Annotated in this window: 12 protein-coding genes, 1 tRNA gene, 1 riboswitch and 1 other annotated feature; of the genes, 8 read left to right on the top strand and 5 right to left on the bottom strand. The window is 27.8% G+C overall.

What is annotated here, in order from left to right:
• Window positions 1-79: 79 nt before the first annotated feature.
• The 3 genes from BLS77_RS10680 to BLS77_RS10690 form a co-directional block, all read right to left on the bottom strand.
• Window positions 80-1,285 carry an alanyl-tRNA editing protein gene (locus BLS77_RS10680; RefSeq protein WP_341423449.1) on the bottom strand — a complete coding sequence of 402 codons (1,206 nt, stop codon included), beginning with the start codon at window positions 1,283-1,285 and terminating at the stop codon, window positions 80-82.
• A 536-nt stretch (window positions 1,286-1,821) separates the two neighbouring features.
• A complete protein-coding gene (locus BLS77_RS10685; protein WP_175490834.1) occupies window positions 1,822-2,910 on the bottom strand; it encodes an HD-GYP domain-containing protein in 1,089 nt (362 codons plus the stop codon).
• 1,668 nt (window positions 2,911-4,578) lie between these two features.
• A complete protein-coding gene (locus tag BLS77_RS10690; RefSeq protein WP_423231032.1) occupies window positions 4,579-5,226 on the bottom strand; it encodes a hypothetical protein in 648 nt (215 codons plus the stop codon).
• 242 nt (window positions 5,227-5,468) lie between these two features.
• Between BLS77_RS10690 and BLS77_RS10695 the strand changes: the two genes are divergently transcribed.
• The 5 genes from BLS77_RS10695 (at window position 5,469) to BLS77_RS10715 (ending at window position 10,691) form a co-directional block, all read left to right on the top strand.
• Complete coding sequence (locus BLS77_RS10695; protein WP_089969343.1) at window positions 5,469-5,882, top strand: hypothetical protein; 414 nt, start codon at window positions 5,469-5,471, stop codon at window positions 5,880-5,882.
• 195 nt (window positions 5,883-6,077) lie between these two features.
• Window positions 6,078-7,094 carry a homoserine dehydrogenase gene (locus BLS77_RS10700; protein WP_089969346.1) on the top strand — a complete coding sequence of 339 codons (1,017 nt, stop codon included), beginning with the start codon at window positions 6,078-6,080 and terminating at the stop codon, window positions 7,092-7,094.
• 63 nt (window positions 7,095-7,157) lie between these two features.
• Entirely contained in the window at window positions 7,158-7,724 is a 567-nt protein-coding gene (locus BLS77_RS10705) for a 5-formyltetrahydrofolate cyclo-ligase (RefSeq protein WP_089969349.1), read from the top strand.
• A gap of 131 nt (window positions 7,725-7,855) precedes the next feature.
• Window positions 7,856-7,963: riboswitch (SAM riboswitch) on the top strand.
• A gap of 114 nt (window positions 7,964-8,077) precedes the next feature.
• A complete protein-coding gene (locus BLS77_RS10710; protein WP_089969352.1) occupies window positions 8,078-9,355 on the top strand; it encodes an O-acetylhomoserine aminocarboxypropyltransferase/cysteine synthase family protein in 1,278 nt (425 codons plus the stop codon).
• 109 nt (window positions 9,356-9,464) lie between these two features.
• Window positions 9,465-10,691 (top strand): homoserine dehydrogenase, encoded by a 1,227-nt coding sequence (locus BLS77_RS10715; RefSeq protein ID WP_089969354.1) that lies wholly within the window; start codon window positions 9,465-9,467, stop codon window positions 10,689-10,691.
• 92 nt (window positions 10,692-10,783) lie between these two features.
• On the opposite strand, the gene thrS is transcribed toward BLS77_RS10715, so the two are convergent.
• Window positions 10,784-12,721, bottom strand: coding sequence for a threonine--tRNA ligase (gene thrS, locus BLS77_RS10720; protein WP_089969357.1), 1,938 nt, complete (start codon window positions 12,719-12,721; stop codon window positions 10,784-10,786).
• A gap of 151 nt (window positions 12,722-12,872) precedes the next feature.
• Window positions 12,873-13,145, bottom strand: a binding site (T-box leader).
• Window positions 13,146-13,358: 213 nt separating this feature from the next.
• On the opposite strand from thrS, the gene BLS77_RS10725 reads away from it, so the two are divergent.
• Window positions 13,359-13,443: transfer RNA gene (locus tag BLS77_RS10725), tRNA-Leu, on the top strand.
• A gap of 306 nt (window positions 13,444-13,749) precedes the next feature.
• Here the strand turns inward: BLS77_RS10725 and BLS77_RS10730 are convergent.
• Window positions 13,750-14,118: an HNH endonuclease gene (locus tag BLS77_RS10730; protein WP_089969360.1), complete on the bottom strand. Its 369-nt coding sequence runs from the start codon at window positions 14,116-14,118 to the stop codon at window positions 13,750-13,752.
• A 377-nt stretch (window positions 14,119-14,495) separates the two neighbouring features.
• Between BLS77_RS10730 and BLS77_RS10735 the strand changes: the two genes are divergently transcribed.
• Both BLS77_RS10735 and BLS77_RS10740 read left to right on the top strand, forming a co-directional pair.
• On the top strand, window positions 14,496-15,092 hold the full coding sequence (locus tag BLS77_RS10735; RefSeq protein ID WP_242873970.1) for a hypothetical protein: 597 nt from the start codon (window positions 14,496-14,498) through the stop codon (window positions 15,090-15,092).
• A 340-nt stretch (window positions 15,093-15,432) separates the two neighbouring features.
• Entirely contained in the window at window positions 15,433-16,782 is a 1,350-nt protein-coding gene (locus tag BLS77_RS10740; RefSeq protein WP_278336663.1) for a Na+/H+ antiporter NhaC family protein, read from the top strand.
• Window positions 16,783-16,809: the final 27 nt, after the last annotated feature.

Here is a 16,809-nt window from a genome sequence, read left to right on the forward strand (position 1 = left end):
GATGTATATTTTGAATATGTCTAAATAGATTAAATCCCCCAGTTAATAAAATTATTAGCTGGGGGATTATTTATTGAAATTAGTTTATAGCATTTTGAACTTTCATATAAGCATAATCTAAGGCTGATGAAATATTATTAGTGCTTTTTCCACCACCTTGAGCAGAAAAATTACTTCCGCCACCTTTTCCATCTATTAGAGTTATAGCATCTTTTAATAAAGTATTCATGCTTACGATATTTAAATCTTTTGAACACATAAATATAAGTGTTGCTCTATCATCAGCTTTAACCCCAAATAAAACTATAACATTGTCATAAGCTACAAGTTTTGAAGCAAGTAGATTAACATGTTTTAAATCCATATCAGAATGAATTAATTTAATTATGCTAATACCGCCTATCTTATCACAGTTTTCAATGATTTCTTTTATTTCATAATCAGCTATTTCAGATTTTATAGCTCTGTTTTCAGCGGATAGCTTACTGAAATCTTGTGTTAATTTTTCAATTTGAAGTATTGCGTCTTCTGGGTTGCAATGTAGATTACTGCAAACGGTTGAAGCAAACTTATCATTAATAAAGGAATTTTGTATTCCTCTTTTTCCACATAAGAATTCTATTCTTGTGCCAGTTTTATGTTTTTCAAACTTAACAACTTTAATAATTTGAACTTCTAAAGTTGATTTAGGATGAACACCACAACAAGGGTTTATGTCTAAATCAGAAATTTTCACTATTCTTATTTGTTCACCTATTTTAATGGATGTCTTTTTAATAGATAATTTTTTTAGTTCTGATTTAGTAGGGTATAAAATATCGACAGGGATATTTTCAAATATTATATCATTTGCATAAGATATAGCTTCTTCTATTTGAGTAATATTAAGAAGCTTATCAACATCTATAGTGCAAGAAGTTAAACCTAAATGAGCTGCAACTGTAGATGCATTAAATTTTTCTAATAAACAGGCAGATATTATATGCTGACCTAAATGTTGTTGCATAAAATCAAATCTATTTTCCCAGTTAATAGAACATTTTACTTTATGAATTTTTATAGGTTTCTTATTAGTAATGTGATATATTAATCCATCATTTTCATAAACGGATGATACAGGGATAGATTCTATAGTTCCAATATCAGAAGGTTGACCTCCTCCTTCAGGGTAAAAGTTAGTTTTGTCTAAAACTATATGGAATTCATTATCTTTTTCAACTATGTTAATTATTTCAGCAGTAAAAGATTTTTCATATTGATTTTCATAATAAAGTTTTTCTGTCATCATAATCTCCTTATTAGTTAAGATTAGCAAATAATAAAATTAATATGTACATATTTATTAAATTTTATATTCATTACTTTACATTGTACTATTATAAGAGAATAATATCTATTTTAAAAATAAGTATGGAGATTTTTCTTGTTAATTTAGAGAATAAAGAAATAGAATAATTTCTTTATTGTTAGATTGAAAACCTAAGATTCAAATAAATAGAGGGGCTTGTTTCCTGTAGAGATATGCGAAATAAGACTTTTTTTTAAAAAAGTTTAGTAGAGATAAACCATAAGCTATGAATTTTTTAAATTCATAGCTTATAAAGGGCTTAAAATTGTTGTATCAAAGTTCTGTATAAAGCCCTCAAAATAAATTTTATGGTCTAGCATATATCTTACTATTGAGTTTTTAGATACTTAAATAAATTTTAATATAATCACAAATAGAGATGCTAAGCTTTGTTAGATCTAGGAAGAAGATTAGATACATAAAGTTTTTTCACCCTATTGTTATAAATAATACAATGTTTCTTACAAAATCTATTATACATAATAAACTACTTTATCTATTGATAAAGTTAAAGCTTTACTTAAATCTATATTGTAGCCAACATTACTATTTATTTTACTTTTTAATACCTTTACCTTCGGTCTAAGTGGTAAACCTCTTAGTGTTTCTTCCACTCTAGCTATATCTCCATTATTTAATTTTACTAAAGTGTTTTTTGGGAATGGTTCTATAATATTAAAAAATTTTACTGTTACATTATAATCAAAAGTTTTATCTACATATGTCATTATTGATTCTATAGAATCTGATGTTAATACGACGTCAGTAACGTTATGTAATAATCCATCATAAAAGTTTACAATACTTATTATTTTTGCAAATTCATTTATTTGGATACCTTTAATTTTATTTGGATATCCACTTCCATCAACACTTTCATGATGGTCTAATATTCCTAATAAAATTTCTTGATCTAGCATATAGTTATTTTTTAAATAGTTATATGCTAGGGTTGGGTGAGATTTTAGTTCTTCACATTCATATTTTGTAGATGACTCATATTGATGTAATATTTCATTTTCTAAGAATGCTTTCCCCATATCATGCATAAGTGCAGCTAAGCATAATTTAACTAATCTGTCTTTACTATAATTAAGCTGTTTACCTAATAGAGTTGATATTATTGCTACATTTAAAGCATGTGCATAATGATAATTTTCATGAGCTCTTATATCTGTTGTAGATATAACTGAATTATATGTTTTTAAGATTTTATCGACTATACTATTAGCTATTTTTATAATTTCGCTAAGGCTTCCCATTTCAACAGTAGTATACCTTTTATCAACATCTAAACTAGTAAATGCTAACGTTATTCTTTTAAGGGATCGAATAGATTCAATTCTTAAATATTCTCCTAATATATCATCAGTAATGTCTTTAGTAGTTTCACAATATTTATCTATAATATATACTGATAATATTCCTAATTTTCTTAAGTTTTCTATTGTAGTATCATTTAGAACTAGGTGTTTTAAAAAGAGTACTTCTCCATCGGAGTTATATATACTCTTTGCTAAAACTGAATCATTTTTCAAATACTTTACCGGGACCAATCTCATATTTACCATCCTTTAATAATATATTTTTGTTGTGAAATACAGATCTCAACATAACACATAGATATTTCATAATACTATCTATGATAAGTTCTGATTAAATTTCTACACTTTATTACAACTTAGTCTTTAAGGTGTAGAAATTTAATTAGATTTAATAATGCAACTTATATATATGTTGATTTCCAATATTTACTTATAGATCTTAGATTCTATAAGTAAGTGTGCTGGGTGTATGCTTAATTAGGGGATTGACAACAAGGTATAATAACAATGTAAAAAATGTATGATAAAAAAACTTGAATTATATAAAACAAGAGTCAAAAATTGTAAATTATATATCGAAAGTAAAGATATATTTAAAACTAAATATGAAAAAAAGCACAACTATTTAAAGTAGTGCTTTTACGAACTTCGGTTGTTAAAATCGTTTCTCAAGCGATTTGAAGTAACTTAAACGTGGAATGCCCGCAAGAAGCTAAGAACTAAAGCAACCAAAGATTTATATAAAATTATACTCAAAGTATACTCAAAGTATACTTCAAAATATGGAAAATTTCAAGCGAAAGATGGAATTTGGCTAAAAAGTTACTTATCCTCTAGGTGTTAGCCTAGGTTTTTTTATACAAAAAATTAGAATAACCAGTGACCATAGACGTTCCTGTTAGGGGTACCGAGCGCAATTTGTTAAAAAGTAATGCTAACAAAGTTTTGCATACATATTTATAAATATATTTAAGTATCTTAGATTCGCTATAAAATTTTATTGTTTTATAATTCATTTTTATATATATTTTTTTAATTTTGATTTTTATATAAGTTTTTAGAACCAGTATGATCTTCTTTACTAGATTTTATTTCAGTATCTATTGTTTTGTTCTTCTTTTTTTAATATTAATTTTAGAGTCAATATATATCATATAAAGTATATTGGTAGTTGTATATGAAGCTAAGACATCAACACTTATGTATTTGTAGTTTACTTTATATAAAAACTAAAAGGAGTCAATGAAAAAATAATCCAAAATAATACATAATATACAAAACAAACAAAGAAAGTGATATAATTATAAAAAGATATGTGGTAGGAAAAGTTATAAAACTTGATTTTAATGATGAATACATTATTGCAAGGGCAATACCTAAGTATAAAGCGGTGGAGATGAATTTTTCCAATTATGATGAAACAAAAAAAATATATAGAATCGATTCCTGAAAAGATCATGAGTTTTGGATTATAGAGGTTGAAAAAGAAATAGTACATGGACCTTTTAATGAAGAAGAGTTTTAACAAGAAAGAAAAAAAATCGGTTCCGGAAAGTATGGAATTAAAAGAATTGGATAGTTATAAAAAAGATTTTGAGTATGCATAATAGATAAAGGGGTTGTTGCTTAAAGTGATTTATAAAAGTCATTTTGCGACAGACCATTCGATTTAATGTTGCCAATTGTGTAGTCAAACAGGCAAGGGATTTCATAAAGTATAATTAAATTATATTATTATTAAAGTTTAAAGTTTAAAGTTTAAAGTTAATTATAGTATATTCAAATTAATCTAAAATTAAACCGGAAATAAACAATTTATAATAACTTAAAATTATTAACCAATAAAAGGTATTATTTCGCATAGCTTAAAGCGAAATAATACCTTTTGTTTAAGTTTAGATATAATTAAATATCAGTTAATTCTAAGTTATGTCTTCTGTTATCTAAAGGATTAAGGTTTATGTGATGAATTGTTTTGTTTTCACCAGGATTCATAAGAATTCTGTCTAAATGAATTCTACCATTTGGAGTATTAGCTATAACGCAAGTATCTCCATTTACTTTGTAGTTAACCCAAATATATTCATCAGTTATAACGTTGTTTAAATCTTCAATAGAAATTAAAGCTTTTGAATTAACATTACCATATTTATCTCTTAGGATTATAGCAATTGTATCTTCATCAATTTCTTCAATTTCATTTAAGTCAGTTCTTCTGAATACTTCTAAATTACATTTTCTGTTATCTAGAGGATCTCCATTAATATGTTTAACTGGCGTAGTTGCAGTAATATCCATAACTACTGTTTGTAAACTTTGTTTTAAAGGCTTAGATTTTTTATTAACCTTAGTTAAACTTATGTTTTGAACTAAGTAATTATTAAAATCTCTATGCCATTCTGCAAACCAAGTTCCAACGTTTTGCACTTTTTCTAAATCAACAGAGTCTATCTTAGCAATAAGTGAATCACCATTTTTCTTTAATATAGTTATTAAAGCAATGTCACCTTTAATTTCAACTTCATTTTTAGCGTTTTTATAATTAGTATTTATAATTGGACACCTCTTTCTTTAAAATTTAAATAAATTTTATATCATTTAGTTATTATAACAAATTAACATAATAAAAGATATTAAAATAGATAAAAGTATTAGATATAGCCTGTACACTGGTTTTAAAAGAAATAAATGACCTATAATATTGTACTAGTATTTATTTTAATGTGCCTTAATGATATAATGAATTCATTGCCATTAGCTAATGGCTAAATAAAAAAGTAAAGTGAGATTATAAAATGAGAAATGAAAAATTAGAGAAATCAATAAAGAAGTTAGATAAAGAAATACTAGCTTTAAAGGTTGCTTCAAAGTATTTGTCAAATAAAGATGAAATTAACGAAGTAAAAGACACTTTAAATAAGAAAAGACAAGTTTTAGCAGATGCACTATACTTAACTGATAACCAACATTATGAAGAGTGTTGTAATGTTATAGCAGATATGCTTAATAAAGAGTTAAGTGAAGAAGAGCAAAGAGATTTACTTTATATGATAAAAGAAAAGTTCGGAAGACAAGCACCTAACATAACTAAGCAAAGTAACGGACTTAACGCTTGGCTTAAAGAATTAGCTATGGAATTTGAATGGGTTGAAAATGATGGAACAGATTGGGCTGTGTTAGTTATAACTGGTTTTGGAGTTCGTCAATAATATGTTTATTACATATAACAGATGTTATTATTTTGAGATAATAACATCTGTTTTTTTATTTTAAAGATTTTATAAAAAAATCGTGTTATATATAACCAAGTTATTCTTAGTGTGATAATATTAAATATAAATATTATTTTAAATTTTAGATTGGATAATTAAGTGCAACAGTAATAAATATAAGAGGAGATTTATATGGATATTGGGGTAATAGGATTTGGAGGCGTTGGAAAAGCTTTTATAGAATTATTAATTATGAAGAAAGATAAAATAGATATAAAGGTTAAATATATAATAAAGAGCAACGGTGGTATTTATAATAGTAATGGAATTAACATAGAAGAACTTATTGATTTTGTGAATAGTGGCAAATCTATTTGTGAATATAGTAAGTGGACAGAGAAGGATATAACTATAAATACAATAATTAAAAATAGAGATGTGGATACTTTAGTTGAATTAACTGGTACTAATATAGAAGATGGTGAACCTGGGTACACTCATATTAAATTAGCATTAGAGAATGGAATTAACGTTGTTACTGGAAATAAAGGACCTATATTACTATATTATAATGAGTTAAAGGATATAGCATATAACAATAATGTTCAATTAGGAATAGGATGCACAACTGGTGGAGCGTTACCTTCAATAAATGGAGGACTATTAGATACTGCAGGAGCAGAAATATTATCTATAGAAGGGGTCCTTAATGGAACTAGTAATTATATTCTTAAAGAAATGTATGATAAGAAAATAGAATATAGTGTTGCTTTAGAAGAAGCTCAAAAAATGGGAATAGCAGAAGCAAATCCAAAGTTAGATGTAGATGGATTTGATACTGCAAGTAAAATATTAATTTTAGCTAATGTTTTAATGGGCTATAGGAAATCTATTTCTGATATTTATATTAAAGGAATATCAGAAATAACAGCAGATGAAGTTAATTTAAGTATATCAAAAGGTGAAAAAATTAAACTTATAGGAATGGTTTATAAAGAAGACAATTGTATAAAGTGTAAGGTTGAGCCTAAATCATTGAAAAGCACTCATCCGTTATATTTTGTGGACGGAAAAAATAAAGGGGTATATTATAAAACAGATACATTAGGCGATATTAGTATAGTTGGAGGAGCATCAGGAACAATAAATTCTGCTGCATCTATTTTAAGAGACATAATTAATATAAAAAATGGTGTAAAATTTGTTTGATAACATAAATAAAAGGTGCAATAATAGGGTAAATTAAAAAAATGAATATAATGAGGTATTTTTATGGAGAAAAAAGAATTTAGAAATATAATTATAAAAAATAGAGATAGTTTAAGATTAGTTGAAAGAAATATTAATGATAAATTAATATTAGAAGCTTTATTGGAAAGTAAAATGTACAAAGAAAGTACTAATATATTTACTTTTATTAATTATGGAAGTGAAGTAAATACTAAAAGTTTCATTATTAAAGCATTAGAAGATGAGAAAAGGATTTTTATTCCTAAGACAGTTAGTGGAACTAGAGAAATGAAAGCGGTAGAAATAAGTTCATTAGATAATCTAAAGCCAGATAATTGGGGAATTTTAGAACCAAAAACTTTTAAAGGTGAAATAGATAAACAATGTTTAGATTTAATTATAGTTCCGGGAGTTGCATTTGATAAAGATGGAAATCGTATTGGATATGGTGGCGGATATTATGATAGGTACTTTAGCGGATTAAACTCTAGAATAAAAAAAGTAGTATTAGCCTATGACTTGCAAATAGTTGAATCTTTAGTAACTGAAAAACACGATGTAACTATAGATTTTATAATTACAGAAAAAGAAATAACAGAAATAAAATAGAGCTACAAGGTATATAGAAAAAAATAACAGTTATAGTTATATGTATATTTCTAAATTAAATAAATATTATTTGAATAATTGTTGCAAAAAACAATTGTTGGTGTATAATGGAATAAATATAACGTTTAGAAATTTTATTAAGAATGGTGGAGGGACTGGCCCTGTGAAGCCGAGCAACAACTAATAATCATTTATTAGAATTGTGCTAAATCCTGCAGGTTCGTCCTGAAAAATGAAGGAATTAAAATAGCTTTGAAAAGTTATTTTTATATTAGTGTGATTAAAAGGTTGTTTCTTATTTTTAAGAAACAACCTTTTTTATTATATATAAAAAATAAAAGGGGGCTTTTAAAATGAATAAAGAATGGAACCCGGGAACTATATGTATTCAAGGAGGATATACACCAAAGGCTGGGGAGCCTAGGGTATTGCCAATATTTCAAAGTACAACTTATAAATATGATGATCCAGATTATTTAGAAGAAGTATTTAATTTAAAGGCAGCAGGACATTTATATAGTAGAATATCAAATCCTACTGTAGCTGCACTTGAGGAGAAATTTGCAATGCTTGAAGGTGGAGTTGGAGCAGTTGCAACAGCATCAGGCCAATCTGCGGTTCTATATTCAATATTAAATTTATGTAGTGTTGGGGACCATATAATATCAGCATCAACACTTTATGGAGGAACTATTAACTTATTTACTGTTAATTTAAAGAAAATGGGAATAGAAGTAGATTTTGTAGATCCAGAGGCTAGCGTAGAAGAAATTCTTTCAAAGGCTAAAGAAAATACAAAACTAATATATGGAGAAACAATCGGAAATCCAGGATTGAATGTATTGGATTTTGATAAATTTAGTACTGTAGCAAAGAAGTTAGATGTACCTTTTATTGTAGATAATACAGTTGGAACACCATATTTATGCAATGTATTTGAACATGGAGTTAATATATCGGTACATTCAACTACTAAATATTCAGATGGTCATGCACAGGCTATCGGAGGAATAATAGTAGATGGTGGAAACTTTAATTGGGATAATGGAAAAAATTTAGAATTAGTAGAACCAGATCCTAGCTATCATGGAATTAAATATGTAGAAGAATTTAAGGATGCGGCTTATATAACAAAGTTAAGAGTTACATTATTAAGAGACTTAGGTGCATGTCAAAGCCCATTTAATGCATATCTAACTAATTTAGGTCTTGAAACATTACATTTAAGAATGGATAGACATTGTGAAAATGCTTTGCAACTTGCAAAGTGGTTAAGCAATCATCCAAAGGTTAATTGGGTTAATTATCCTGGATTAGAAGGGGATCCACAATATGATAGATCACAAAAATACCTTAAAAAAGGTTCAAGTGGATTATTAACTTTTGGTATTAAAGGTGGAATAGAGGAGGCTAAAAACTTTACAAAAGCTTTAAAATTAGTAGCGCTTGTAGTTACATTAGGTGATACAAGAAGCTCCATATTACATCCAGCAACAACAACTCATAATCAATTATCAGAACAAGAACAAAGAACTAGTGGGGTAACTCCTGATTTACTTAGAGTATCTGTAGGAGTAGAAGATATTAGAGATATAATTAAAGATTTTGAAGAAGGATTTAAATCTATATAAGCAATTTGGGGAAATAAGGTATCTAAAAAATAACAGTTAAGGTGCAAAATATAATAGATATAGACTAGTTGTTTTTTGAAGATGCGTAAATAAAAAGGGGGATTATCTAATGATTAAAATAGCTATAATGGGATATGGAGTAGTGGGAAGTGGATTAGTTGAGTTAATAGATGAAAATAGAGAAGCGAAGAAATGCAATGAAGAGATAGTTATAACAAGTATTTTAGTAAGAAATAAAGAAAAACATAAAAATAAAAATCATAGTGAAGTGTTAACTACAGATATAGAAGAGTTCTTTTCTAAGGAAAGTGATATTGTTGTTGAGGTAATGGGTGAAATAACAAAATCATTAATATATGTTAAAAGAGCACTGAATTTAAAAAAACATGTAGTTACAGCAAATAAGGATTTATTAGCTGAATATGGAGAAGAATTATTTGAACTAGCAAATGAAAATGGAGTAGCATTAAAGTTTGAGGCATCTATTGGTGGAGGAATTCCAGTAATTAAATCATTGATTGAATCCTTAGAAGGAAATAATATTAATAGTATTAAGGCAATTTTAAATGGAACAACAAACTTCATTCTAACTAAAATGGATAAGGAAAAGCTTAGCTATGAAGAAGCATTGAAGGAAGCTCAAGAATTAGGGTTTGCAGAAGCTAACCCAGAAGCAGATGTTATGGGTTATGATGCAGCAAGAAAGCTATCATTACTTTCAACTCTGGCTTTCAGAAAAAAGGTATCGTGGAAAAATATTAATATACAAGGAATAACAGAAGTTGAAAGTGTAGATTTTGATTATGCAGATAAGATTAATTGTAAGGTGAAATTACTTTGTATTAGCAATAATTCAGACGAGGGTGTTTATGCTACAGTAAAACCTGTTCTTGTAGAAAATGAAAGTGTATTAGCACAAATAAATAATGAGGTTAATATAGTAATATTTAATGGAGATTCTATAGGAGAAATTATACTAATTGGTAAGGGTGCAGGAAAAATGCCAACGGGTTCAGCTGTTTATGCGGATGTACTAGATATTGTAAATAAGAGATTTACAAAAATAACTGCATTTAAAAGAGAAGAGGCTAAAATTATAGAAAATTTACAAGGTGAATGTAGTGCTGTTTTAAGAATTGAAAATTCAAAAGAACAGGATATTATAAAGAAATGTGCTAATGAATTTACATTTATTCAAGTTTTACAGACCCAAATAGAAGGTGAAACTGGAGTTTTAGTAAAAGCAAATTCAGAAATAGAAATTGATAGGTTTATAGATGGTCTATTGGCAAATAGTTACGTGAAATCTATAAAGAAAATTATTAAAATTGATTAAAGGAAAAATATATAAAATAAAGTTAGAGATAGAATAGATTAAAGAGAGTATGAAACAAAGTTTCATACTCTCTAATTTTTTATTAATAAATACTAAAGTGATCTAGTAGCTATTTCTTCTAATATTCTAGCTTTTACTACATTAACAGCTAGTGGACCTTCTTCTCCATTTTTTCTGCTTCTTACAGAAGCTTCGTTGCTCTCTAATTCTTTTTCACCAACAACTAAGATATAAGGTGTTCTCTCAAGTCTAGCTTCTCTGATTTTATAACCGATTTTTTCAGCTCTATAATCTGCAGTTGCTTTAATACCACTGTTTTTGAAATCCTTAACTATTGATTCAGCATAATCATTATACTTATCTGATATTGGTAGAACTATAACTTGATTTGGAGCAAGCCAAGTTGGGAAAGCACCAGCATATTTTTCTATAAGCATTGCTAAAGTTCTTTCGTAACAACCAATTGATGATCTATGGATAACAAATGGAATCTTTTTATCTCCATTTTTATCAATATAGCTCATTCCAAATCTTTCAGCTAAAGCGAAATCAATTTGAACAGTTATTATTGTATCTTCCTTACCATGAACATTCTTAAATTGAATATCAAGTTTTGGACCATAGAATGCAGCTTCGCCTTCAGCTTCAACATAATCTATTTTAAGATGATCTAAAATTTCTTTCATTAATGATTGAGTTGAATTCCAAGATTCAGGGCTTCCGATATATTTTTCTGTATTATTTGGATCCCACTTAGAGAATCTGTAAGTTATATCACCATCAATACCAAGAGTAGTCATAATATAGTTGATTAAATCAACACATCCTCTGAATTCTTCTTCTAATTGATCGGGAGCGCAAACTATATGACCATCTGAAAGAGTAAATTGTCTCATACGGATTAAACCATGCATTTCGCCTGAAGCTTCTTTTCTACATAAAGTAGAAGTTTCAGCATATCTTATAGGCAAATCTCTGTAACTATGTTGACCTGCATTATAGATAGAGAATTGGAATGGACAAGTCATTGGTCTTAATGCAATAACTTCTTCATCCTTATCTTCATCACCTAAAATAAACATACCATCTTTATAATGATCCCAGTGACCTGAAACTTTATATAAATTATTTTTAGCCATATTAGGAGTTTTAGTTAATAAATAACCTCTTTTTTCTTCTTCATCTTCAACCCATCTTTGTAGAGTTTGAAGTATTTTAGCACCTTTAGGCATGAATAGAGGAAGACCTTGCCCAACATTTTCATCAGTTGTGAATAATTGAAGCTCTCTACCTAATTTATTATGATCTCTTTTTATAGCCTCTTCTAAAGCTTCTAAATGAGCATCTAAATCAGCTTTCTTTAGGAAAGCAGTTCCATATATTCTTGAAAGCATTTTATTCTTTTCGTCACCTCTCCAATATGCACCAGCACTTCTTAAAAGTTTTGGTGCCTTAACAGCTTTTAATGACATAAGGTGAGGACCTGCACATAAGTCAACGAAATCACCCATTTTGTAGAATGAAATTATTTCATCTTCAGGAAGGTCTGTTATTAATTCAACTTTGTATAATTCATTTGCTTCTTCCATAAGTTTTATAGCTTCAGCTCTTGGAAGAGTAAATCTTTCAATTGAAGGATTTTCTTTTATTATTTTTTTCATTTCATCTTCAATCTTAACTAAATCTTCTGCTGTGAATGCTTTTTCAATATCAAAATCGTAATAGAAACCATTTTCTATTGCAGGTCCTATAGCTAATTTAGCAGAAGGGAATAATCTTTTAACTGCATAAGCTAAAACATGAGAAATACTATGGCGAACAGCATCGCGTCCTTCTTTAGAATCAAAAGTACAAATGCTTAGCTCTGAATCAGTAGTTACAACATAACGTAAGTCAACAACCTCACCATTTACTATACCGCAACAAGCATTTCTAGCTAATCCTTCACTAATTGACTTAGTAATATCAAGAACTGAGATTTCAGATTCGAATTCTTTAACTGAACCATCTTTTAAAGTTATTTTTAACATTTTAATTTCTCCTTTCGTTTCTTAATTAATTTATTTTAATTAGTATATTTTAATAAGGCAATGTAAAATTAGAAAATACTATTGAGAGTGTGGGAAGTATAAATTGCTTAAAAAACTAAACAAAAAAGCTCCCGTCCAATTTTCATATAGAAAAAGGGACGGGAGCATAAAAATCCCGCGGTTCCACCCTTAGTTGCTTATAAATAAAAATCTAAAATTAGATTTTCAAATTACACACCTACATTTTAATAGTAGGGAAGTAAAAAAATAAGCCGCTTAAGTAAATATCGTAACGTGATATAACGGACTTTATTAGAGTCACTCAGAGGTGGTTTTCAGCTTTGTTCATTTAAAAATACTCACACCAGTGTATTCTCTCTCTGAAAATGAAGTTAATGCTTACTGTCCTCTTCAACGTATTTTCTTTATTTGTTCTTAATTATAATAATTTTAGATATCAATGTCAACATACAAAATATCTTTATTTGCTATTTAAAAAAAATGACTGAAAAAATAGAAATTTAAAAAATAAATTCTCTAAATTATTAATTTGTATTATTAATATGAGAATTTGAAAAAAAAGTAATAAACTTATTGATTTTTTTTAAAATAACATATATAATAGTAAACAGAACATGCAGGTGTGGCGGAATTGGCAGACGCACTAGACTTAGGATCTAGCGCCCTTGGGTGTATGGGTTCAACTCCCTTCACCTGCACCAAATATTTTCCAAAAACTGTCGTGATATTCATATGAATATCACGACAGTTTTTATTTTTGGCTATTTTTTAAAAGGCTTAAAAAGAGATATATTTATATTAGAAGTAACAAACGCAGAAATTTTTGAATATAAAATAAGAACAAAGTGAAATTAAATACTTTATTGAATATTTAATGATATTTTAGTTAATATTAGTATTATTAAAAAGACATTAGGGAGCGTCGAAAAAATAACCAGTCAGATGATTTAACTTATTATTATTTTTCAGTTCCCTTAGAATTTTTTGAAGAGGCCGTATAACTTCAGTTATACTACAGTAGCGTTAGTATAAATTTTCCCTCCCATAAGAGCTTTAATAATATCGTTGTTTAAATAGCCTTCCTTATGAAGAATAAGATTTTTTAATAATCTTCGTAAGGAGCCACTACGAATTTTCAAGATACCTAAAAGTTCTTTTGGTGTATAATAAATATTTGGTAAAATATTATATAATTCTCTTTGTAATTCAAGTTTATATTGAATGTCAGTGTTTAGGCAATGATGAGGACCAGATTTTCCTCTATGATGCAAAGGGCAAAGATATTTATAGTTAAGGTCAAAATCAAAGCCACCCTCATGTTTATGGATAATATGATGGATATCGGCACTTGCACCGCAAATTTCACAATGGCACAATGCAATCCCCCTCCTAATAAGAACTTATTTTAATGTGCCTTAGGGATATTAAAAAAATAACTAGTCATAATCTTTGACTTATTATTTTCTTTGAACCCCCTTATTTACCTTTAGAATCTGTAAAAATCCGGAGGTAAAAGTAAAAAAATTATTCTATATATAGTGGTTACATGAAATATATATATTAAAAAATAAAAAGATATATGAAAAATGATTATATAATTGAAGGATATGGTATGATATAATATATAATATATTATAGTATAATATATAAAATAAAAGAAGGAAAGGTGATAAAGGTGAGGCAAAATTATAATTCATTTGACTATTGGGAAGGTTTAATTAGTGAAAATAAAACTATCAGAGGACACATGTTTATGGATAAAGCTCCAACTAATAAAAGCCTTTACGTTCATACTTTAGTTTATTGTAAAAACAACGGACTTAATAATATATGGGGTTATTTCCCTGATGAAAGGGCACTAGTAGGATATATACAATATTCATTTTTACAAGAAGCCTTTTATAAATGGATTTATGGTAAAAATAGATTAGTTACTAAAATACCAAATGTAAGTGTAGAAAAAATTATCGCTGACGGTGAAAGAAATAAGTTAATTTCAAAAGAAGAATCAGAAAACATGAAAAGACATCTTCAAATGATCATAAAGTGTTGGTCATTACCAAGAGAAAAAATAGTTTTAGAAATAACTAGATTTGTAAGAGACTTCAATAGAACATGGTATGGAGATAGTACAGAATTTTTATATTTAAAAGTATTTAAAACAACAAAGGATCTTGGTGAATTTGTAGTTACTTCAAATTATATTACAGCTACAGAATCAGAATTCGAAAATAGAGTTGGAGTAAGCGTAGAAGAATGGAGAGAAATTTGTAGAGATGCAGTTATAGATAGAAGTAGAGGATCTGAATTTAGAGATATACTATTAAAATCATTAACAGAAGTTATTTAGGTCGATGAAAATAACCTATAATATAACTAGTTATTTTCTTGAATATACCTTAGAAACATGAAAATAAACTAGAATCCTGACTTGTTATTTATTTAAAGATCCCTTAGGTAGGGGACTATTAATGAGGAAAAAAATATTAATGTTGAAATAAAAAAAGAATTAGCAAATGCTAATTCTTTTTTGTTTGACCATTAGGATCAGGTGCCATTGGGGAATGGGACTTGGGAATCCTATTTATATTATTGACTATATTTTCAAAATACATACATTAAATATAAAATTTAATATGTAAATAATTTAAAGGTTGACTTAATAATTATTAATATATAGTATATAAAATATCTTTTGCCAATGGGAAAATAAAAACAAAGGAGAAAAGAAGATGAAAAAACAAGGAAGTGGATGGGCGTTGTTACCTTTAGGGGTATTTATACTAGTATATTTAGGCTCATCAATAGTAGCTAAAGATTTTTATTCAGTATCGATAGTAGTACCATTTTTAGCCGCTGCATTAGTAGCTTTAATCATGAATAGAAAAAGTACTTTTGATAGTAAGTTGGAGATTTTTTGCAAGGGGGCAGGCGATAATAATATTATATTAATGGTTATAATATTTATATTAGCAGGTGCATTTGCAGAAGTAGCTAAAACTATGGGGGCAGTTGATGCTACTGTTAATTTAGGTCTATCATTGCTTCCAAGTAATGTATTAATAGCAGGACTTTTTATTATAGCATGTTTTATAGCATTGTCAGTTGGAACATCAGTTGGAACAATAGTATCCCTTGTACCAATTGCTGTAGTAGTTGCAGAAAAAACAGGAATTTTAACGGCTATAGCGGTTGCAGCGGTAGTAAGTGGCGCAATGTTTGGGGATAACTTATCTATAATTTCAGATACAACTATTGCAGCAACAAGAACTCAAGGTTGTGAAATGAAAGATAAGTTTAAGATGAACTTTAAAATAGTTTTACCAGCAGCAATTGTTACAGCTCTTATATTTGTATTTATAAGTAGAGGATATGTAGCGACAAATATAGAAGCTTTAGAATTTAATATTATAAAAATAGTTCCATATATAGCTGTAATATTATCATCACTTGCAGGAATAAATGTAATTTTAGTTTTATTCTCTGGGATATTAGTAGCAGGAAGTATAGGATTAATTTATGGAAGCTTTAATTTATTAGGGTTATTTGGAGCAATATCAACAGGTATTGAAGGAATGAGTGAATTAATTATAATATCTATTTTAATAGCAGGTACAATAGAAATAATTAAAGTTAATGGTGGAATAGATTTTATATTAAATAAAGGATTAAAAGGATTCAAAACAAAAAGAGGCGCAGAATATGGAATTGCAGCGTTAGTAAGTTTAGTAGATATATGTACTGCAAATAATACAGTAGCAATAGTTACGGTAGGACCAATAGCTAAGGATATATCAAATGAATTCGAATTAGAGCCAAAGAGAATAGCAGGAATTATAGACATGTTCTCATGTGCATTCCAAGGGATTATACCTTATGGAGCACAATTGATTTCGGCAGCAGGACTTGCAGCACTTTCACCCTTTGCAATAATGAAATATTTATTCTATCCATATTTAATGGGAATAAGTGCAGTTGTAGCAATCTGGTTACATTGGAGAACAAGAGAGGATAATAGAATAACTAGAATAGAAATCTAGTATTTTAGCTATAGATTTAGGAATTTT

The sequence above is a fragment of the Clostridium gasigenes genome (assembly GCF_900104115.1).
Classification (GTDB): Bacteria; Bacillota; Clostridia; order Clostridiales; family Clostridiaceae; genus Clostridium; species Clostridium gasigenes.

What these genes read in the sequence shown, in the direction of transcription:
- thrS (WP_089969357.1), bottom strand. Translation starts at nt 12,721, where the DNA reads ATGTTAAAAATAACTTTAAAAGATGGTTCAGTTAAAGAATTCGAATCT.
- BLS77_RS10705 (WP_089969349.1), top strand. Translation starts at nt 7,158, where the DNA reads ATGGAGAAAAAAGAATTTAGAAATATAATTATAAAAAATAGAGATAGT.
- BLS77_RS10700 (WP_089969346.1), top strand. Translation starts at nt 6,078, where the DNA reads ATGGATATTGGGGTAATAGGATTTGGAGGCGTTGGAAAAGCTTTTATA.
- BLS77_RS10715 (WP_089969354.1), top strand. Translation starts at nt 9,465, where the DNA reads ATGATTAAAATAGCTATAATGGGATATGGAGTAGTGGGAAGTGGATTA.
- BLS77_RS10680 (WP_341423449.1), bottom strand. Translation starts at nt 1,285, where the DNA reads ATGACAGAAAAACTTTATTATGAAAATCAATATGAAAAATCTTTTACT.
- BLS77_RS10735 (WP_242873970.1), top strand. Translation starts at nt 14,496, where the DNA reads ATGGATAAAGCTCCAACTAATAAAAGCCTTTACGTTCATACTTTAGTT.
- BLS77_RS10695 (WP_089969343.1), top strand. Translation starts at nt 5,469, where the DNA reads ATGAGAAATGAAAAATTAGAGAAATCAATAAAGAAGTTAGATAAAGAA.
- BLS77_RS10685 (WP_175490834.1), bottom strand. Translation starts at nt 2,910, where the DNA reads ATGAGATTGGTCCCGGTAAAGTATTTGAAAAATGATTCAGTTTTAGCA.
- BLS77_RS10710 (WP_089969352.1), top strand. Translation starts at nt 8,078, where the DNA reads ATGAATAAAGAATGGAACCCGGGAACTATATGTATTCAAGGAGGATAT.